General features: G+C 70.7%; 17 protein-coding genes. 6 read left to right on the top strand and 11 right to left on the bottom strand.

Annotation, left to right across the window (positions count from 1 at the left end; all coding sequences use genetic code 11):
- The first annotated feature begins 199 nt into the window (after positions 1–199).
- A complete protein-coding gene (locus ACIOGX_RS21005; protein WP_401915065.1) occupies positions 200–766 on the top strand; it encodes a GNAT family N-acetyltransferase in 567 nt (188 codons plus the stop codon).
- 51 nt (positions 767–817) lie between these two features.
- Here the strand turns inward: ACIOGX_RS21005 and ACIOGX_RS21000 are convergent, their stop codons facing one another.
- Complete coding sequence (locus ACIOGX_RS21000; protein ID WP_384772274.1) at positions 818–1,420, bottom strand: NADPH-dependent FMN reductase; 603 nt, start codon at positions 1,418–1,420, stop codon at positions 818–820.
- Between the two features lie 197 nt (positions 1,421–1,617).
- On the opposite strand from ACIOGX_RS21000, the gene ACIOGX_RS20995 reads away from it, so the two are divergent.
- Complete coding sequence (locus ACIOGX_RS20995; protein WP_356514741.1) at positions 1,618–2,256, top strand: TetR/AcrR family transcriptional regulator; 639 nt, start codon at positions 1,618–1,620, stop codon at positions 2,254–2,256.
- Between the two features lie 62 nt (positions 2,257–2,318).
- Here ACIOGX_RS20995 and ACIOGX_RS20990 read toward each other — a convergent pair whose 3' ends face one another.
- The 6 genes from ACIOGX_RS20990 to ACIOGX_RS20965 form a co-directional block, all read right to left on the bottom strand.
- Positions 2,319–3,974 (bottom strand): type IV secretory system conjugative DNA transfer family protein, encoded by a 1,656-nt coding sequence (locus ACIOGX_RS20990; RefSeq protein WP_401915062.1) that lies wholly within the window; start codon positions 3,972–3,974, stop codon positions 2,319–2,321.
- 2 nt (positions 3,975–3,976) lie between these two features.
- Positions 3,977–5,425 carry an ATP-binding protein gene (locus ACIOGX_RS20985; protein WP_129767934.1) on the bottom strand — a complete coding sequence of 483 codons (1,449 nt, stop codon included), beginning with the start codon at positions 5,423–5,425 and terminating at the stop codon, positions 3,977–3,979.
- Between the two features lie 125 nt (positions 5,426–5,550).
- Positions 5,551–7,104, bottom strand: a complete 1,554-nt coding sequence (locus tag ACIOGX_RS20980) for an SCO6880 family protein (RefSeq protein ID WP_356514745.1) — start codon at positions 7,102–7,104, stop codon at positions 5,551–5,553.
- Positions 7,101–8,462 (bottom strand): hypothetical protein, encoded by a 1,362-nt coding sequence (locus ACIOGX_RS20975; RefSeq protein ID WP_356514747.1) that lies wholly within the window; start codon positions 8,460–8,462, stop codon positions 7,101–7,103. The genes ACIOGX_RS20980 and ACIOGX_RS20975 overlap by 4 nt, the downstream gene beginning before the upstream one ends.
- 43 nt (positions 8,463–8,505) lie before the next feature.
- Complete coding sequence (locus tag ACIOGX_RS20970; RefSeq protein ID WP_401915058.1) at positions 8,506–9,378, bottom strand: hypothetical protein; 873 nt, start codon at positions 9,376–9,378, stop codon at positions 8,506–8,508.
- A gap of 273 nt (positions 9,379–9,651) precedes the next feature.
- On the bottom strand, positions 9,652–9,960 hold the full coding sequence (locus tag ACIOGX_RS20965; protein WP_030353484.1) for a hypothetical protein: 309 nt from the start codon (positions 9,958–9,960) through the stop codon (positions 9,652–9,654).
- A 548-nt stretch (positions 9,961–10,508) separates the two neighbouring features.
- Between ACIOGX_RS20965 and ACIOGX_RS20960 the strand changes: the two genes are divergently transcribed.
- Together ACIOGX_RS20960 and ACIOGX_RS20955 are read left to right on the top strand one after the other, a co-directional pair.
- Entirely contained in the window at positions 10,509–11,537 is a 1,029-nt protein-coding gene (locus tag ACIOGX_RS20960) for a bifunctional lytic transglycosylase/C40 family peptidase (RefSeq protein WP_356515163.1), read from the top strand.
- A 297-nt stretch (positions 11,538–11,834) separates the two neighbouring features.
- Positions 11,835–12,569 carry a phosphatase PAP2 family protein gene (locus ACIOGX_RS20955; RefSeq protein ID WP_356514751.1) on the top strand — a complete coding sequence of 245 codons (735 nt, stop codon included), beginning with the start codon at positions 11,835–11,837 and terminating at the stop codon, positions 12,567–12,569.
- Between the two features lie 77 nt (positions 12,570–12,646).
- On the opposite strand, the gene ACIOGX_RS20950 is transcribed toward ACIOGX_RS20955, so the two are convergent.
- The 3 genes from ACIOGX_RS20950 to ACIOGX_RS20940 all read right to left on the bottom strand — a co-directional run bounded on the left by ACIOGX_RS20950 (position 12,647) and on the right by ACIOGX_RS20940 (position 16,176).
- The gene (locus ACIOGX_RS20950) at positions 12,647–13,207 is read right to left on the bottom strand and encodes a sortase domain-bontaining protein (protein ID WP_356514753.1); all 561 of its coding nucleotides are present in this window, start codon (positions 13,205–13,207) and stop codon (positions 12,647–12,649) included.
- A gap of 152 nt (positions 13,208–13,359) precedes the next feature.
- Positions 13,360–14,394 carry a hypothetical protein gene (locus ACIOGX_RS20945; protein WP_356514755.1) on the bottom strand — a complete coding sequence of 345 codons (1,035 nt, stop codon included), beginning with the start codon at positions 14,392–14,394 and terminating at the stop codon, positions 13,360–13,362.
- A 189-nt stretch (positions 14,395–14,583) separates the two neighbouring features.
- Positions 14,584–16,176 carry an FAD-binding oxidoreductase gene (locus ACIOGX_RS20940; RefSeq protein WP_401915053.1) on the bottom strand — a complete coding sequence of 531 codons (1,593 nt, stop codon included), beginning with the start codon at positions 16,174–16,176 and terminating at the stop codon, positions 14,584–14,586.
- Positions 16,177–16,575: 399 nt separating this feature from the next.
- Between ACIOGX_RS20940 and ACIOGX_RS20935 the strand changes: the two genes are divergently transcribed.
- Together ACIOGX_RS20935 and ACIOGX_RS20930 are read left to right on the top strand one after the other, a co-directional pair.
- The gene (locus tag ACIOGX_RS20935; RefSeq protein ID WP_401915050.1) at positions 16,576–17,403 is read left to right on the top strand and encodes a hypothetical protein; all 828 of its coding nucleotides are present in this window, start codon (positions 16,576–16,578) and stop codon (positions 17,401–17,403) included.
- A gap of 191 nt (positions 17,404–17,594) precedes the next feature.
- The gene (locus ACIOGX_RS20930) at positions 17,595–17,819 is read left to right on the top strand and encodes a hypothetical protein (RefSeq protein ID WP_030353475.1); all 225 of its coding nucleotides are present in this window, start codon (positions 17,595–17,597) and stop codon (positions 17,817–17,819) included.
- Between the two features lie 94 nt (positions 17,820–17,913).
- Here the strand turns inward: ACIOGX_RS20930 and ACIOGX_RS20925 are convergent, their stop codons facing one another.
- Positions 17,914–18,279, bottom strand: coding sequence for a metal-sensitive transcriptional regulator (locus ACIOGX_RS20925; protein WP_401915047.1), 366 nt, complete (start codon positions 18,277–18,279; stop codon positions 17,914–17,916).
- Positions 18,280–18,436 lie beyond the last annotated feature (157 nt).

Here is an 18,436-nt window from a genome sequence, read left to right as displayed (position 1 = left end):
AAGCCTCACAGCGCCGATGGTACTGCAGGGGGGACCCTGTGGGAGAGTAGGACGCCGCCGAACAATTTTTGATGGGAATGCCCCGTGCCTTTTGGCGCGGGGCATTTCTGCGTTCCAGGGGTTTCATGGGGTTCTACGCGGGTGTTCTACGGGTGATATCTCGTTGCGCGAGAGGGTGCGCGGCGCGGAGGATCGGTGCATGAACCATGTGATTCGAGCCGTACGGCCCGACGAATGGGCCAAGGTCAAGGACATCCGTCTCGCTTCGCTCCAGGACCCGGCCGCCCCGGTGGCCTTCCTGGAGACGTACGAAGGAGCCCTTGCGCAGCCCGATTCCTTCTGGCAGGCGCGGGCGTCCGGGTCCGCGCCCGGTCATGGAGGCAAGTCGGTGCAGTTCATCGCCGAGGCGCCGGACGGGGCATGGTCGGGCACGGTGACACTGCTGGTCGAGGAGGCCGGCGGCACGGTCTTCCTGGGCGCCACGTCCGAGCGGGCGCAGGGGCATCTCGTCGGGGTGTTCGTACGCCCCGAGCGGCGCGGTACCGGACTGCTCGGGGCGCTGATCGATGCCGCGCTCGACTGGGCGTGGTCGCTGGAGGAGCCGTGGCTCGCGCGGGTGCGGCTCCATGTCCACGAGGGCAATCCGCGGGCGCGGGCCGCCTACCGCAAACTGGGATTCGTACCGACCGGCATTTCCCTGCCGTTGGAGGGCAGCCCTTCGGTGACTCCCGGGAGGGAACTGGAGCTGGCGATCGACCGCCCCTGAGACTCCTCCTGGACTCCTCCCAGGACTCCTTCTGGAAGGGCGGGCGCGTCGTCAGACGCTGTACGGGTGCTCCGCCCGCGCCGTTCGCAGCGCGCGTGCCCACCAGTCGAGTTGGTCGAGCATCGCCTTGGCGGCTCCGGCGGCGCCCTCCGGGTCGTGGGCGGTGCCGTCAGGGGCGAAGACATCGCTCGTCACCTTGTGGAAGCTGACGGTCTCGCGCACGGTCGTGCTGTGCAGCTCGGCGAAGACGAGCCGCAGTTGTTCGACGCTGCGCAGCCCGCCGCCCACGCCCCCGTACGAGACGAAGCCGACCGGCTTGGCCTGCCACTCCTGGCGGTGGAGGTCGATGAAGTGCTTCAGGACCGCCGGGAAGCTGTGGTTGTACTCGGGTGTCACGACGACGAACGCGTCGGCCGCGCCCAGCCGGGCGGACAGTTCGGCCAGGGCCGGGGTGGGCTCCGTACCCCAGTTGGGGTGGACGGCGGGGAGTTCGGTGTCGGCGAGGTCGATGAGGTCGATCTCCGTGCTGCCGTGGCCGGCGGCCAGGGTCGTGAACCAGTGGCCGACGGTGGGGCCGAGACGGCCTTCACGGGTGCTGCCGATGATGACGACGAGCCGTATCGGGTCGGTCGGCCGGGCGGGCAGGGTGGACATGGCGTCGCTCCTCAAGGGTGCTGTGCGATCGACGCGAGGCGGCGTCAAGGTAAAGTACAACGTGTATGGCAAACATTGCAATGACCGTTGTAACGTCTGAGAAGGGCGCACCCACCATGGCGAGCGGGGAGCGAGAGCCGAAGCGGGAACGGGGACAGGAACGGGAGCAGGCGGTAGGGGCGGTACGGGGGCCTGGGGTGCGAAAGCCGCCGCGCAAGGGGCTGTTGGAGAAGCGGCAGGCCATCGAGCGCGGCGCGCGTACGGTCTTCGGGCGCGAGGGGTACACCCGGGCCAGCGTCGACGCGATCGCCGCCGAGGCGGGTGTCTCCACGCGCACCATCTACAACCACTTCACGGACAAGGAAGAACTCTTCCGCGCGGTCTTCCTGGAGAGCGCCGCTTCCGTGACGGCCGACTCCACCGACCTCTTCGAGCGGCACTTCCGGCACTTCGGGAGGACCGCCGACGTCGAGGCGGACCTGCTGGCCCTCGGCCGCGACTGGGTCGGCCAGAACGCCAAGCACCCCGAACACTTCGCGCTTGTACGCCAGATCGTCACCGAGGGGCCGCGGATGCCGGCCGATGTGATCGAGGAGTGGCAGCGTGTCGGGCCGCGGGCGGTACGTACCGATCTCGCGGAGCGGCTGCGCGTGCTCGCCGGTCAGGGGGTGTTCGACATCGACGACGCCGAGGCCGCGGCGCGACATCTGAGCCTGCTCGTCGGCGGCATCACGCTGGAGTCGCTCTTCGGCGCGGTCCGGCTGAGCGAGGCTGAGGTGGAGAAGTTCGTGGCGAGCGGGGTGTGGGCCTTCCTGAAGCTGTACGGGCCCTCTTGAGCGATGCAGTGCCAATGGCCCTCATGGGCAGGTGCGGGGGCCTGTACGGGGCTTTCCGTGCCTCAGGCGCTGTCGGCGCTGTCGGCGCTGCCGGGAACCGGTAGTGCGTAGTGCGGCCAGCGGTCCAGGCCCTGCTGTCGCGACCGGAGCAGGGCCAGAGTCGGCAGCCCGCGGTCATGGCCGGTGGAGAGCAGCTCCGGAAGCTGGGGGAGCGGGGCCACGGCGGCGACATCGTCCAGGACACAGGTCATTGGTGGGTCGAGCCGACCGTCAGATGACCGTGCGGCCATGCGGCGGCCGTGCTCGACCACGTTCGAGGCGAGTGCGGTGAGCAGAGGCATCGCACCCGGGCGGGAGCGCGGATCTTCGATCGGCTCGCCCACCACATACAGAGTGCCCCCCTCGTTCACAAAAGAATCCAGCGCGAGGGAATCGGTTCGGTTCGGTGTGCAGGAGTCGCGGATATGGATCGAGGAGAGGGACGACAGCGCACGGGCCGTCAACTGCTGGGCGACCTCGCGGCGTTCGGGATGCGCGGTGAGCGCGGACTCCAGCAGGCCCGCGAGACCGGAGGCGGCCTTGGGGTGGGTACGGAGGATCCGTACGGCCTCGTGGGCGTTGCCGCCCTGCGCCCAGCGGTGCACCTGTTTGAAGGGCCGTGACTCCACCGCGGCGGCGTGCAGCCAGCAGCGCAGCAGCGTCTCTGCCGTGTCGGCCATGGCGGCGTCGAGCAGGGCGTGCGGGCGTACGGGGGAGAGCAGTGCGGTGGCGCGGGCGCCGGCGGTGGTGGCGTCGTCGCATCCCGCGGTGGGGGACCAGTGGAGCCGGGCCGGGGTGTCGCAGAGATGGCCGGGGTCGTAGACGAGGACGGGGCCGAGCTTGGCCCGCGCGTCCTTGGTCTCGGACCACACGGTCGGGTCGGAGGTGATGACGAGGGCGGGGCCCTCGGCCTCCAGGACGGCCTGGACGGCGGCGGGACGGCGGGTGGGAGGTGCGCCGTATCGGACGCGAGGGGCGGGGACGACAGCGGCGTGTGCGGGAGCGGGCGGGGCGAGGGGCGTGGGTGTCGGCGCGGCTGGGGGCGCGGGGGTGGTCACAGCGGCTTCGACGGGGGCGGGTGCCGTGCCGGCAGCAGTCGGCGTCGGCGTCGGAACCGGAGTCGGAGCCGGAGCCGGTACATATGCCGGCGACGGCTGGGGAGCAGTGGGTGGGGCTGTCGTCGCGACGTCCGGCAGGTACGGCTCTTTGCTCGGCGTCGGTGCCTGGCCGGGTGCCCGGCTCGGCGCCTGCGCCGGTACGGCCGCCCGGCGGCGCGCTCGCACCATGCGGTAGCGGGCCGTCACGCCCAGCACGAACACCGTGAGCACGACCAGGACCATCATCTGACTGATCAGCAGGCCCCAGAACAGGCCGTACCCGGACAGTTCGGCGGGCGGGGTGTCCGGCCAGGCGCCCGCGATGTCGTGCGGCGCCTGGGCGAGTTGACGTATCGCCAGCGGCGTACGTGTGAAGGTCACCCCCTGCGGCCAGGCGCCGTGGGTGAACAGACCCGCGAGCCCGGTCGCCGTCCAGGTCAGCAGCGCCAGCCCGAGCAGGAAGCCGAGCAGGCCCACCAGCAGCCCGTCGGGGATCCCGCCCCGGGCACCGCCCTGGTGGTGCTGACCGCCCTGGTAGTGCCGGCCGTCGGGGTGGTGCCGGCCGTCGGGGTGGTGCGGCATGGTCACGCCACCGTCGACTCGGAGGACTCGTTCAACCGCCGTTGCCTCTCCAGGAGGGCCGCCCGCTGTTCCGCCTCCCACTCCGCGGCCCGCATGTCGTCCGGCAGTCTGCCTTCCAGTTCCAGGGCGTCGGCGGCGTCCGATGCCTGGGAGTTCTCGGTCATGGCCCGGTCGGTGAAGACGAGGGGCCGTTCCGCTTCCGTCACCAGATGCTTGACGACCTGGACGTTGCCGTTGACGTCCCAGACCGCGATACCGGGCGTGAGGGTCGGAATGATCTCCACCGCCCACCGGGGCAGGCCCAGCACCCGGCCCGTGGCTCTCGCCTCGTCCGCCTTCTGGGCGTAGATCGTCCGGGTGGACGCCATCTTGAGGATGGCCGCGGCCTCCCGGGCCGCCGCGCCGTCGACCACGTCGGAGAGATGGTGGACCACCGCCACGAACGACAGACCGAGCCGTCGGCCGAACTTCAGCAGTCGCTGGAAGAGCTGGGCGACGAACGGGGAGTTGATGATGTGCCAGGCCTCCTCGACCAGGAAGATGCGCTTCCTGCGGTCGGGGCGGATCCAGGTGTGCTCCAGCCACACGCCCACGATCGCCATCAGGATCGGCATCGCGATCGAGTTGCGGTCGATGTGCGAGAGATCGAAGACGATCAGCGGGGCGTCCAGATCGATCCCGACGGTCGTCGGCCCGTCGAACATGCCCCGCAGGTCGCCGTCGACCAGCCGGTCGAGGACGAGCGCGACGTCCAGGCCCCAGGCCCGTACGTCGTCCAGGTCGACATTCATGGCCTCGGCCGACTCGGGCTCGGGGTGACGCAGTTGCTCGACGATGTCCATCAGCACGGGCTGGCGGTTGGTGATCGTCTCGTTCACATAGGCGTGCGCGACCTTGAGCGCGAAGCCGGAGCGCTCGTCCAGGCCGTGCCCCATGGCGACTTCGATGATCGTGCGGAGCAGGGCGAGCTGTCCGGTCGTGGTGATCGCCGGGTCGAGGGGGTTGAGCCGGATGCCGTCGTCCAGGGCCGCCATCGCGTCGAGCCGGATGGGGGTTATACCCAGCTCCTGGGCGATGAGGTTCCACTCGCCCGCGCCGTCCTCGCCCTGGGCGTCGAGGACGACGACCTGGCGGTCGCGGAAGCGCAGTTGGCGCAGGACGTACGTCTTCTCCAGCGCCGACTTGCCGTTGCCGGACTCGCCGAGGACGAGCCAGTGCGGGGCGGGGAGCTGCTGCCCGTACAGCTGGAAGGGGTCGTAGATGTATCCCTTGCCGCTGTAGACCTCGCGGCCGATGATCACGCCCGAGTCACCGAGGCCGGGGGCGGCGGTGGGCAGATAGACGGCCTGGGCCTGGCCCGTTGACGTACGGACGGGCAGCCGGGTCGTCTCCACCTTCCCGAAGAGGAAGCTGGTGAAGGCATCCGTGAGGACGGACAGCGGATCTCGCACCACAGGCCCCTTTCGGCTCGTCGGCTATCGGCGGTATCGGTTGTCGGCGGTCTCGGTGTCAGAGTCGGATGGTGACGGTGACGGTGACGGTGACGGTATGGCTCGGTCGGCGGCGATGAGCGGGGCTAACGGCGGATGCCGGTCGCGAACGGCAGGGTGTTCACAAAGGCGCGGTGGTGCTCGCGGTCGCACCACTCCAGTTTCAGATACGACTTGCCGGCCGACGCCCTGATCGTCCGCTTGTCCCTGGCCAGGGCCTCGGGCGACCTGGACGACACTGTGATGTACCCGACGAGGTTGACCCCCGCCGCGCCGCTGGCGAGATCTTCACCCCGCTGGTCCAGCCGGCCGTGCGCGGCGATGTCGCGCGGGTCGACGGTGCGGTTCATCTTCGCGGCGCGGCTCGCCTCCGCGTCGTCGTTCGTCTTCTCCGTCAGCATCCGCTCGATGGCGATCTCGGTCGGTTCGAGGTCCATGGTGACCGAGACCGTACGGATCACATCGGGGGTGTGGACGAGCAGCGGGGCGAGGAAGTTCACGCCGACCGGGGTCATCGGCCACTCCTTGACCCAGGCGGTGGAGTGGCACCAGGGCGCGCGGGTGGACGACTCGCGCGTCTTGGCCTGGAGATACGTCGGCTCCATCGCGTCCAGCTCGGCCGGCCAGGCGTTTCGTTTCGTCATGGCCTGGATGTGGTCGATGGGGTGGTCGGGGTCGTACATCGAGTGCACGAGGGAGGACAGCCGGCCCTGGCCGAGCGGCTGGCGTACGCGGATGTCCGCCTCGGCGAGCCGGGCGCAGATGTCGGTCAGCTCACGGGCCATGACGACGGCGAGGCCCGCGTCCCGGTCGAGCTTCTTCGTACCGGCGGCCTGGCGGGCGGCGCGGGCCATGGCCTGGCCCTCGGCGGCCAGTTCGCGGGTGTAGTGCATGCACGCGACGAGATACGCGCGGTGCTGCTCGCTGGAGGTGGAGACCATCGACTGGAGCTGGTCGTACGAATCCCGGAGCCAGCCGGGGGAGGAGGAGTCGCCGCGCTGGGCCACGTCCTTCTCGTGCGCGTCGGGGTCGGCGGGCAGCGTACGGGCGAGCATCTGGAGGCGGGTGACGAAGCCGTCGCCGTTGGCGACATGCTTGAGGAGCGTGCCGAAGCGGTCGACGAGGGCCTCCTGGTCCTCGCTGTCGCGCAGCCCGACGCCGGGGCCCTCGATCTCGATGGCGGCGGTGACGGTACGGCGGTCGGCGTGCAGCAGGACGGCGATCTCGTCCGGGCCGAAGGGCGCCGCCAGCCAGTTGATACGGCCGATGCCGGGGGGCGGGCCGACCTCGACCTCGCGGCCGTCGAGGCTCGTACCGGCCTCCATGGCGGCGGAGCGGTAGGCCGTACCGCGGCGCAGGCTGCGCTTGTAGCTGCGGTTGATCTCGAACCACTTGTAGAACGTGCGGTGCTTGTACGGCACATACACGGCGGCGAGCGCGAGGAGCGGGAACCCCGTCAGCGTCGCGATCCGCAGCGACAGGACGGGGACCAGCAGGCCGCACATCATGCCGACGAAGGCCCCGGCGATGATCAGGGCGATCTCGCCGGTCTCGCGGTTCTTGCCGACGATCGCGTTCGGCCTGGCGCGGCCGATGAGATACGTACGACGGGGCGCGATCGGTGGTGACTGGGTCGTCAACGCCCTCTACCTCCTGTGCTGTTGTTGCCGTTACCGGTGCCGCGTGAGCCGTGCGGGGTGCCGCTGGTCGGGCCACCGCCGCCGCGGGGCGGGGGCGCGGGGGACGGGACGGCCCCGCCGCCACCGCCGCCGCCGCCGGACGAGGAGCCGCGCGAACTGTGTGCGGCGACACCGCCGGAGATACCGCTGGAGGGACGGCCGCCTCCGCCGCCTCCTCCGCCTCCGTCGCCCTGCTGGTGGCTGCGGCTGCTGTGGGTCTTGATGCCCTGGGAGACGAGAGCGGCGGGGGAGCTGATGAGGGCGGCGGCCTGGGAGCCGTCCGTGGCCTGCTTCCGGTTGGAACGGGAGGAGGCGATCTCGTCGCCGAAGCCGGGCACGAAGCGGTAGATCATCGCGGAGGCGAAGATCGCCAGCAGGATGATGGCGAGACCGGACACGACGGCGGAGACCGCGTCGGGGCCGCTGTCGGCGGAGAGCGCCCCCGCGAGGCCGAGGACGATCACGATGACGGGCTTGACCATGATGACGGCGATCATGATCCCGGCCCAGCGGCGGACATGGCCCCACATGTTCTTGTCGACGAGCCCGGCGTAGACGACGGTGCCGAGGAGCGCCCCCACGTAGAGGAGCGCGGCCCTGATCACCAGCTCCAGCCAGAGCACACCGGCGGCGAGGATCGACACGAGCGAGACGACGATCAGCATGATCGGCCCGCCGCCGATGTCGTCGCCCTTCTTGAGGGCGTTGGCGAAGCCGCCGAAGAAGACGTCGGTCTGGCCGCCGGTGGAACTGGAGACGACCTGGGTGACGCCGTCGGTCGCGGAGACGATCGTGAAGAGGATGAGGGGGGTGAAGGCGGAGGCGAGGACCGTCAGCCAGAGGAATCCGATGGCCTCGGAGATCGCGGTGGAGAGGGGCACGCCGCGGATGGCGCGCTTGGCGACGGCGAGCAGCCAGAGGACGAGGGTGAGGACGGTGGAGGCGGCGAAGACGACGGCGTACTGGCGGAGGAAGGACGCGTTGGTGAAGTCGACGTTGGCCGTCTCCTTGACGGCGTCGCTGAGTTTCCCGACGATCCAGGCGGCGGCGTCGGCGCAGCCGCGGGCGAGGGAGGAGAGGGGGTCGAGGGTGTCGGGGGCGCTGGGTACGAGGGAACTGGAGTCTCCGGTCTCGCCGTTCTCGCAGAGCTCCTGGACCTGGCCGGAGAGAAGACCGCAGTCCCCGCTCGACGAGGGACTCGGGGTGGGCGACGGACTCGGCGCGGCCACCGCCCGTGACGCGAACAGGAAGAGCGCGGCTTGCGCGCCCGCCAGTACGGTGAGGAGCGACCGCGCGCGGCGCCGAGAGCTACCCGGCATACGAGAGCTACCCGGCGTACGAGAGTCACCTGGCATACGAGAGCTACCTGGCATAGGTGAAGCCTCCGAACTGCTCGACAGCCTTGCTGATCTCGTCCGCCGTGGAGGCCGCGACATCGCCGGGGACGGGGGCCGGGCCGTCCTTCTGCGAGTCGGCGGTGACCTTCCACTCGTTGCTCAGCCACCGCAGGTCGAAGGTCCAGGTCTTCCAGGTCGTCCGCACGGGGTTCGTCGAGTCAGGACCGGACATCCCGATCAGACCCATGTACCAGACCGACGCCTCGGCCGTGTCTCCCGAGAGACGTTCCACCTTGGTACCGACCGGGACCGTGCGGGTGACGAACGTGCTTCCCTCAGGAGGATTGCCGTCCGCGTCCAGCCCCAGCTTTTGCAGGAACGCCGGTGAGTACGCGGCGTCTTGCGGACCTTTGAGCTTGTCCGCCGCCTCAGGGGTGTAGACCGTGTCGACGATGCCGTGCCGGGTGTCCTGCCGGAACATGCCGTCGGAACCGAGCGCCACCGCGTAGTTCGCCGCCGCGCTCGCCGCCCCCTGCTCGTTCCGCGCGAACCCCGAGGGGATCTCCCCGTTCTTCCCCGTCACCGGCTCGACCCCCGTCGCCGCCGTCGGGTCCGCGCCGGGTCCGGCCGCGCCGTCCTTGCCGCCGTCGGAGGCACCACCACCCCCGCCGCCGCGGTTCGCGAACGCGATAGCGGCGATGAGCAGGACCACGACGCCCACCACGGTGATGAGCGAGCGCGAGCTGCGCGCCGGGCGGCGCGGGCCGCCGTACATGTCGCCGCTTCTGCCGTCGGGCAGGCGGGTACGGGTCTGGCCCGTACCGCCGAAGCCGTCGTCCGTACGGCCCGATGTACGGCCCGGGTCGCCGCCGTAGCCGTGCTCGTCGCCGAAGCTCATGCCGCGTGCGCCCCCTCAGACGTGTGCGGTTCCGCGGTGCCCGCGGTGTCCGCGTAGTACGACGGTAGCCGTGCTGGTTCCCGCGCGGGCGCGGTGTGGTGACTCGACATCAGGGAGACGCAACCTCAGCCGGTGGGTGCGACGGACGGGTGGTGTTGAGGGTGAACCCGGGCACGTCCGGTGCGGACCGGCGGGACGGGAGAGAGGGAGGAGGGGGAGGAGGGAGGAGGGAGAGGAGGGCGGATGGCAGGGACAGGGAGAGGTGGACGCGGGTCAGACGGCCATCCCGTACACGATCGTGAAGAGTGTGCCCAGTGAGCCGATGATGAAGACGCCGGTGAGTCCGGCGACGATCAGGCCCTTGCCCTGCTCAGCGCTGAACGTGTCCCGTAGCGCTGTCGCTCCGATCCGCTGCTTGGCCGCACCCCAGATCGCGATGCCGAGGCAGAGCAGGATGGCCACCGCCATCACGACCTCGATCATGATCCGGGCCTCGTTCCCAAGTGTCCCGAAAGGGCCCCAGTTCGGGGCGATGCCACCGATGATGGTGGTGATGTCGCCCTTTTCGGCCGCCAGGTACATGTAACTCACCGCCCCTGTTGGGTCGTTCACGCCCGAGCCCCATGGCACGGGTCACGCTCTATCTTCGCTGATGGAACCGCCCTCGTAAGCCGCTTGGCGGCTCTCTTTACCCGATCCCCGCACATATGACCGACGACGGTGCCCCGATCAGTCACGGATCGGGTATGCGAGAACGCGTATGGTTACTCTGTGTATCACGGAGCGTGACTCCGGGCAATGACTGTCGTTGTTACACCTTTGTGGTTCATGGCACGTTCGAAACGTCTAGAACCACCGGGTCCGGGCTCGGTCCCGCTCCCGCTCCTCGCCCACCGTACGAGTGAACTTGGCGCCGCCGCCGCGCTGTCCGGCCGGCCGCCGGGCGCCCTTGGCCACCCTTGGCCGCAAAGCGTCCGCGCCGTACGCGCCCCCTCGCGCCCCGACGTCCACGACGAATTCTGGTCATCCAGCGGCCCTCTTCCGACGTCCTCGTCGTCCGCCTCCTGATCCGTCAACTCCGCGCCTACACTGGCCCACGACAGTGGCCCTGACGCGGAGGGTGTGTGACGGTGCGTAAGACATGGCTCCTCGTGGCCGCTGTCGGGGGGCTGGGGTTGAGTTTCGTCGCTCTGCTGGTCGTCGGGACCTACTCCGCCGCCGCCGGTCTTGTCGGGGGTGTGGGCGGGGGCGGGCGGGCCGTGGGGTTGGCGAAGGGGGCCGTGCCCGCCGCCTATCAGCCGCTTGTGCAGCAGTGGGGCAATCTCTGTCCCGCCATCAACCCCGCGCTGCTCGCCGCGCAGTTGTACCAGGAGAGCGGCTGGAATCCCAGCGCCCAGAGTCCCGCCAACGCCAAGGGCATCGGGCAGTTCATCCCCGGTACCTGGGAGGCCCATGGGATCGACGGGAACAAGGACGGGACGCGGGACATCTGGGATCCGCGTGACGCGATTCCCTCGGCCGCCTCGTACGACTGCGAATTGGCCGGATACGTCAAGGACGTGCCCGGCGACAAGACCAGCAACATGCTCGCGGCGTACAACGCCGGGGCGTACGCCGTCATCAAGTACGGGGGCGTGCCGCCGTACCGGGAGACGCAGAACTACGTCAAGATCATCCGGACTCTGGAGAAGAGCTTCGCCCGGCCCATCGGGCGGGTCGAGCCCTCGAAGCAGGCCGCCGCGGCCATCTACTTCGCTCAGCAGAAGCTGGGAACGCCCTATCTCTGGGGCGGGAACGGGACCCCCGATCAGGGCGGCCGGTTCGACTGTTCCGGGCTGACGCAGGCCGCGTACCGGACCGTGGGGATCGAGCTGCCGCGGGTGGCCAATGATCAGTACAACGCCGGCGAGCATCCCTCGCGGGACGAGCTGCTCCCCGGTGATCTCGTCTTCTTCTCGGACGATCTCACCAACTCGCGGGCGATCCGGCATGTGGGGTTGTACGTGGGGGGCGGCTACATGATCAACGCGCCGTATACCGGGGCCGTCATCCGGTTCGACAAGATCGACACCCCCGATTACTTCGGGGCCACCCGCGTCACCGAGGACGGCGCGAAATCGCTGCCCACCGACCTGCCCCCGAGCCGCCCGGCCGCCTGACCCCGGAGGGCCGGCCGGCTCCGCGGGGCCGGGGCGCCGAGGGGTCCGACAGGCGGCCGTGGCCGGAACTCTCCGTCCGGCCGCCGCCCTGAGCTGCGACTATGTGTCACTCTTCGATAACGTCATGGTGATCGTTCGGTGGAGAGAGGAACGTACGCGGCGCGTAGGCCGTTCCCTGGACGACAGCTGCGGTACTGATCACGCAGCATGTTCCGTACTGACCACGGGGGTTGGTAGAGGCGTCGGCCACGAAGGTGTGGCGCGGCAGGGCGACAAGTAGGCAAGGGGCCGCAGCAGATGGCTGGACTCGTACTGGATGGGTCGAACCCCGACGTCAGCCTGCTCTACGACATCAACGGACTCGCCAAGGACGCCCCGACATGGTTCGACCGCGTGATGGAGTTCGTCGGTGAGTACGGGATCATGTTCGGGCTCGTGCTCATCGGGCTCTGGGGCTGGTGGAGCGTGCGCAGGCGCGGGTCCGCGGAGGATTCGGTCACGGCTGTCGCCGGGCTGGTCTGGGCGCCGCTCGCCGCCGGGATCGCGCTGCTGATCAATATCCCGATCCGGGGCTTCGTCGAACGGCCGAGGCCGTTCCTGGACCACAAGGGCCTGGAGGTCCTGGTGGCGGGGAAGACGGACTACTCGTTCGTCAGCGACCACTCCACGATGGCGATGGCCCTCGCCGTCGGCGTCTTCATCGCCCACCGCAAGCTCGGGTTCGCCGCGATCGGCCTGGCCCTCTTCGCGGGCTTCTCCCGTGTCTACATGGGCGTCCATTACCCGACCGATGTCATCGGCGGCTTCGCCCTCGGTACGGCGGTCGCGCTGCTGCTCACGCCGCTCGCCCTCGCCCTGCTCACCCCGCTGGTGTCGGCGATCTCCCGGTCGCCGCGCGTCGGGTGGTTCGTACGGGCGCGGGCCGCCCGTGAGGCGGATCTCGCCGCCGCCACGGGCGCCGGAGCTGTCGGCGGGACGCGGCCGCTCGGTATCCCCGAGCCGCGCCCCGACGACAACAATCTCGCGGCCTGAGCCGGTCACGTCCCACCGGGCGGGACGTCCGCCAGGCGGGACGTCCGCCGCACCGGGCGGGACGTCCGCCGCGCTCCCTAGAAGTCCGCGACCGCGCTGACCACCACATTCGAGTCCCAGTGGCCCTGGGCGTCGATGACTCCCCCGCAGGTGATCAGCCGTAGCTCCGGGGTCGGCACCGGGCCGTAGACCCGTTCCGTCGGGAATCGTTCCGTACGGTACGTATCGACAGCCGTCACCCGGAACGTCAGCCGCCGCCCGTCGCCCAGCTCCGTCTCGATCGCGTCGCCGGGGCGCAGCCGGCCCAGCTTCGCGAAGACGGCGTTCTTGATGTCGTCGCGTCCGTTGCGGACCGGGACGGTCCCGGGGTTCGCCGGAGCGTCCCGGTGGCCGATCAGGACCGCCGGGCCGCGTTCGCCGGGGCGTGGTCCCAGGGCGAACCAGCCGACCTTCATCGCGTTCCGGAACCCCGGTGCGTCCAGCGTGCCCTCGTCGTCGAGCGCCAGCGGCAGGACCTCCGCGCGCACACCGAGTGCCGGGATGCGCAGTCGTACGGGGGCGGACGGCGGGTCCGTGACCTGGACGGTCCGTGGTTCGCGGAGGGCCGCTGTCCGTGGCGCGGGCCGGAGCGGGAACACATGCAGCAGTACGGCGGCCGTCGCGCACAGGGCCGCTATGACGAAGAGGGCCTTGACCGTCCTGGCCGGCCGCCTGACCGGTCCGGTCGGCTTGGCCGACCGGCCGGTCCCGCCGTCGCTGCTGGATATGTCCGCCCGGCCCGCCGTGCCGGTCAGTGCTGTCCTCCCGTCGAACGGCGCTGGTACCGGCGCACCACGAGGATCGTGCCGGCGGAGGCCGCGGCGGTGGCACCGATGGCGAGGGTGAGTTCGGCCGCGCCGTAGCTGCCCGACGGGTTGGCGGCGGTCATGTGGTCCGCGCCTCCGCGCGCCGCGCCGGACGGGGTGATCGTCAGCCCCCCGACGGCGGGGGTGGTGGACGTGCCGGTGGTCGTACGGGGGACCGCGGGGGCGGCCGTACGAGCCGGGGTCACGCGGGCGGCGGGGGTGGGCACCCTGGTCGCCGGTGCCACCGGCGCCTTCGTGGCTGCCCGCGTGGGCGCCTTTGTCGCTGCCCTTGTCGCCGCTCTCGTGGGCGCTCTCGTGGGCGCCTTCGTGGGTGTTCTCGGCGCCGCCCTGGTGGGCGCTTTCGTGGGAGTCCTGGCGGGTGCCCTGGTGGCCGCCCTCGTGGGCGCCCTGGTGGGGGCACGCGTCGGGACGGGGGCCGCCCGGGTCCGCGTCGGTGTCGCCGGGGGTTTCGCCCTGGACGTGGACGACGTCGTCCCCGACACCGTCGGGTCCGGATCCGGGCCCGCGCTCAGCGGCAGCACCATCGCGCTGCCGTTCGGGGAGACGAGCGTGAAGCCGTCCACGTGCTGCCCGCGTGGCAGGTGCGGCTTGTCGTTCGAGTAGTAGTAGAGCGGGTGCGTGTTGTAGATGACCTGTGGCTGATCGCTGTTCTCCGCGTTCAGCACGGTCTGCGCGGTGTCGTTGGTGACACCCCGCCCCTTCGTCGGATAGCCGGTCGCGGCCGGCCAGACGTCGGCGCACTCGCCGGTGCAATCCGGGTTGTCCGGTTCGTCGGCCGTCCGCATGTAGAGCGGATTGCCGATCTTGTCCGCGATCACCCGGCCGACGGCGGTGTTGATGAGGGTCAGCTGACCCGGATCGGTGGGCCTGTCCACAGCTGTGGCGGCGCCGCCGCCGAGCGCGAGAAGGAGAACGGTGGCCGCGGCCAGCGCGGCTATCCGGGATCCGTGTCCGTGCATGGGTCCGTGCATGGGTACGCCCTTGCGAGTCGGGATGAGCCCCCCGCTTGCCGGCCCCCCGCCTGCTAGATACAGGCCATCGTCAACTGGCCCTCACGGCCACCTCGGTGAGCCGTACGGGCTACGAAAGGCGGCGGGATACCAAGGCTGCGAGGCCCCAAAGCCTCAAAGCCCCAAGGCCCCGAGGGCTCACAGCGCCTGCGGGAAATCGAAGAGGCGGTCGGGGTCGTACCGCGTCTTCAGCCGGGCCAGCCGGTCCGCCGCCGCGCCGTAGTACGACGTGCGCCAGTCGGGCAGCGTCGGGTCGGTGTAGTTCTGGTACGCCGCGCCCGAGGCGTGCCGGCGCATCGATCCATGAGTGTCTTTCAGCCACGCGCGCTGGGCCGATCCGGAGGTGCCCGGCTCCCACCCCGCGACGTACTGCGCCAGCACCCGCGAACCCCGGTGGACGAAGGCCGTCGCGAGCGGGTCCACCCGGTTGACCGCGCCGCCGAGCGCGGTGAGGGTGAGGGAGCCGCTGCCGCCCTCGGCGGCCGGGAACCGGGCGAAGGTCTCGGAGGCGGAGATGAGGGCGCGCCGGCCGGCCGGGGAGAGCGGGCGGAGGTAGAAGTCGGAGGCGGCCGCGTAGGTCTCGCGCCGGAGCGCGCCCTGTTCGCCGCGGCCGGGCGTCGTACCGGGCAGCCGGCACTGCTCCTCGGTGAGGCCGGAACAGCCCGCGTAGATCAGCATCGCCTCCTCGTAGTCGCGCTGCCGCACGGAGATGAAACGCGCAGGGCCAGGGCCGCCCGGTCCGTCGGCGAGCCGGTCGAGCGCGTTCTTCAGCTCGTCCTCGCCGCCGAGGGAGAAGGCGGAGAGGGACAGGGTCGGGTCGACGCCGCCCGGACCGGCGTTGAGATGGAGCGAGGACCAGATCTCGTCCGGCTGGTCGGGGCCCCACTCCTGCCAGGCGCCGAGCAGCGCGTCGGCCTTCGACCACGGCCAGCTCGCGGAGGCGGCGACGGCCGGGGGCGCCGGATGCGTACGGAAGCGCAGCTCGGTGACGACCCCGAAGTTGCCGTTGCCCGCGCCGCGCAGCGCCCAGAACAGGTCCGTGTGCTGCTCGGAGTCGGCGGTCAGCCGCTCGCAGTCGGCCGTGATGAGGGTCGCGGAGGCGAGGCTGTCGCAGGTGAGGCCGTAGGCGCGGGCGGCGACGCCATGTCCGCCGCCGAGGGTGAGCCCGGCGATGCCGACGGTGGGACAGGAACCGGCGGGGATCGTACGGCCCGCGTCCGCGAGGGCCCGGTAGACGTCGGCGAGCCGGGCTCCGGCTCCGACCGTGCCGTCCGTGGCCGCGCCCCGCAGCGAGTCGAGCCGCGTCACGTCGATGACGAGCCGGCCGTTGCCGCTGGACCAGCCCGCGTACGAGTGGCCGCCGCCGCGGATGGAGACGGGCGTGCCGTGCGTCCTGGCGAAGGCGAGGCACTCCTCGATGTCGTCCTCGCCCCGGACATAGGCGACGGCCGCGGGTCTCAGGGTGTCGAAGCGGGTGTTGTAGAGCTGCCGGGCGGTCTCGTACGCGGCGTCGTCCGGCCGTACGAGATCCCCGTCGAGCCCCTGCGCCAGCGCGTCCCAGCTTGGGGCGCCGGCGGGGGGTGTTCTCGCGGGGCTCCGGGCGGGCGCGCCGGGGGTACGGCCGCCCGCGCCGTGCTTGCCGTCCGTGGCGCCGTCGCCGGTGCACGCGGTCGCCGTGGCGGCGGTGACCAGGACACCGGCCGCGGCGGTGAGCAGGGAGCGTCGTTCCATCCGCCTCAGCTCTTCGCCGTCTCGGTCGGTGGCTGGGCCGTCGCGTGGGTCGCGGCGTCGGTACGGGCGAGGTCGCGCGATCTGCGGGCATGGCCCGACCAGCCGCAGGTGCAGCGTGCCGTGCAGAACGAGCCGCGTTCGACGGTCGTGGTCTCGTGCGGTGCCGGACCGGAACGGGAAGAGGCTCCGGCTCCGGGGGATCTGGATGAGCGGGGAGACGAGGGGGGAGGTGAGGCGGCGGTGGGGGGATCAGTGGTGTCTTGCTCGCACACATCTCCACGGTACCGGGGCGTAGGCGTCCCGTGACCGGGACCGGCGTGACGAGGAACGCCGGGCGTCGTTATCCGGAGCGGGTGGGCTTCGGACAAGCGGCGGTCAGGTGTTGGGGGTTGGCAGGCGATGGTGGTGCAGCAGCACAGACGCAGGGGCGTGGCGTTCGCCGTCGTGACCATGGCGGGGGTCGTGGCCACGACCGCCGGCTGTTCCGGGAGCGGCGGCGCCGTGGCCGACGACCGGCCCGGCAGTGATCCCGCGGCGGTGCTGAGGGCGGCCGACGCGCTGCTCGCGGCGGGCAGTTCGAAGGCGAGTACGTCCATGGAGATGGCCGCAGGCGGGACGCGCGTGACCATCCGCGGCGAGGGCGGCTACGACTTCGGCGAGCGCATGGGGCGGCTCCGGGTCGTCCTGCCCAAGGAGCCCGCGGGCGCGAGCGAGCACCGGCCGATCACCGAACTGCTGTCGCCCGGCGCGCTGTACATGAAGAACCGCGGCGCCGGGGTGCCCGCCGACAAGTGGGTCAGGGTCGACTCGACCACGCTGGAGGACGGGAATCTGGTCACCGGCGGGGCGACGGATCCGCTGACCGCGGCCGAACTGCTGCGTGCCGCCCGGAATGTGACCTTTGTCGCCGAGCAGGATCTCGCCGGCACCCATGTCTGGCACTACAGGGGTGTCACCGATATCGGGCGGGCCGCGAAGGCCGCGTCGTCGTACGCGCGCGGGGCGCTGGGCGCGGCGGCGAAGGGGTTCGGCGAGGACGCGGTGCCGTTCGACGCGTATCTGGACGACGCGGGGCGGCTGCGCAAGGTCAGGCACCGGTTCAGCTATGTCAACCAGGGGCGTACGGTCGCGGTCGCCTCGACGACGCTGCTGTACGCGTTCGGGGAGCGGGTCGCCGTCACGCTGCCCCCGCGGGACGACATCTTCGCCGGGGAGATCAAGTCCTGAGCGGAGTGCGGGCCGTGGTGTTGCGGTGTGCGGTGCGCGGTGTGCCGAACGCGAAGGCTCCATGGCGCGATCGGCAAGATCGAATCAAGCCGTAACCACAGAGGACCAAGGCGGAAATGGTCCAGACGTGCCATGCGCGGTGTGTATCACGCTCCCTACGCTAGGAAGTCGACACCGGCAGGAAGAGGTGAATGCACGTGGCTCTGTTGCGCACGCCGAACGTCCAGGACCACGTGGCCCTCGCCGAGATCGAGTGGTGCGGGGAGTTGATGATCGCGGCGTCGGCCGCGGACGGGGAACGGCTCAGCCCGGACCGTATCGACGAGGTGCTGAACGTGAGGGCGGAACGGCCCGCCGCCCCTCGCCATCCAGGGACGTCCCGGGGGCCCCGGCGAAGAGACTCCTGCGGGGAGTGACCGCCGGTGCCGCCCCGGTGGTCATGGGGCGGCCGGCGTCGCGAACGTCATGTACGTCACGTCCCTCTGACGTGTCGGGTGCGTCACAGGCACGTCAGGTACGGAGCAGCCGGGCGATCGCCTTGGTCGCCTCCTCCACCTTCGCGTCGATCTCCTCGCCGCCCTTGACCGCGGCGTCGGCCACGCAGTGGCGCAGGTGTTCTTCGAGGAGCTGGAGCGCGAAGGACTGGAGCGCCTTCGTCGAGGCGGAGACCTGGGTCAGTATGTCGATGCAGTAGACGTCCTCGTCGACCAGCCGCTGGAGGCCGCGGATCTGGCCCTCGATCCTGCGCAGCCGCTTGAGGTGTTCGTCCTTCTGCTTGTGGTAGCCGTGCACCCCGCGGTCGTGATCGGTGGTGACGGCGTCGGTGGTGACGGCGGCGGCGGTGCCCGTCACGTCGGCCGCCTCAGTGGTCGTCATCGCGTCCTCCCGTTGTGCTGTCAGCTGATACCGATGGATGCCGGTGGATGGTGATGGTGCCGTGATGGTGCTGTCCGAAAAGGGGTGTATACCCTACCTGGGTATATGTTACCCGTCTCTGGGGCCGGGGGCAGGGGCCTGTGCTTTTCGCCTTGCC

Origin of the sequence: Streptomyces sp. NPDC088147, from assembly GCF_044741565.1 — a bacterium.
Classification (GTDB): domain Bacteria; phylum Actinomycetota; class Actinomycetes; order Streptomycetales; family Streptomycetaceae; genus Streptomyces.
The sequence above is the reverse complement of the archived record's forward strand: the minus strand, read 5'-3'. Positions and strand labels throughout refer to the sequence as shown.

What these genes read in the sequence shown, in the direction of transcription:
- ACIOGX_RS20925 (WP_401915047.1), bottom strand. Translation starts at nt 18,279, where the DNA reads ATGACGACCACTGAGGCGGCCGACGTGACGGGCACCGCCGCCGCCGTC.
- ACIOGX_RS20940 (WP_401915053.1), bottom strand. Translation starts at nt 16,176, where the DNA reads ATGGAACGACGCTCCCTGCTCACCGCCGCGGCCGGTGTCCTGGTCACC.
- ACIOGX_RS21000 (WP_384772274.1), bottom strand. Translation starts at nt 1,420, where the DNA reads ATGTCCACCCTGCCCGCCCGGCCGACCGACCCGATACGGCTCGTCGTC.
- ACIOGX_RS20965 (WP_030353484.1), bottom strand. Translation starts at nt 9,960, where the DNA reads ATGTACCTGGCGGCCGAAAAGGGCGACATCACCACCATCATCGGTGGC.
- ACIOGX_RS20930 (WP_030353475.1), top strand. Translation starts at nt 17,595, where the DNA reads ATGCACGTGGCTCTGTTGCGCACGCCGAACGTCCAGGACCACGTGGCC.
- ACIOGX_RS20935 (WP_401915050.1), top strand. Translation starts at nt 16,576, where the DNA reads ATGGTGGTGCAGCAGCACAGACGCAGGGGCGTGGCGTTCGCCGTCGTG.
- ACIOGX_RS20975 (WP_356514747.1), bottom strand. Translation starts at nt 8,462, where the DNA reads ATGCCGGGTAGCTCTCGGCGCCGCGCGCGGTCGCTCCTCACCGTACTG.
- ACIOGX_RS21005 (WP_401915065.1), top strand. Translation starts at nt 200, where the DNA reads ATGAACCATGTGATTCGAGCCGTACGGCCCGACGAATGGGCCAAGGTC.
- ACIOGX_RS20945 (WP_356514755.1), bottom strand. Translation starts at nt 14,394, where the DNA reads ATGCACGGACACGGATCCCGGATAGCCGCGCTGGCCGCGGCCACCGTT.
- ACIOGX_RS20955 (WP_356514751.1), top strand. Translation starts at nt 11,835, where the DNA reads ATGGCTGGACTCGTACTGGATGGGTCGAACCCCGACGTCAGCCTGCTC.
- ACIOGX_RS20990 (WP_401915062.1), bottom strand. Translation starts at nt 3,974, where the DNA reads ATGCCGCACCACCCCGACGGCCGGCACCACCCCGACGGCCGGCACTAC.
- ACIOGX_RS20970 (WP_401915058.1), bottom strand. Translation starts at nt 9,378, where the DNA reads ATGAGCTTCGGCGACGAGCACGGCTACGGCGGCGACCCGGGCCGTACA.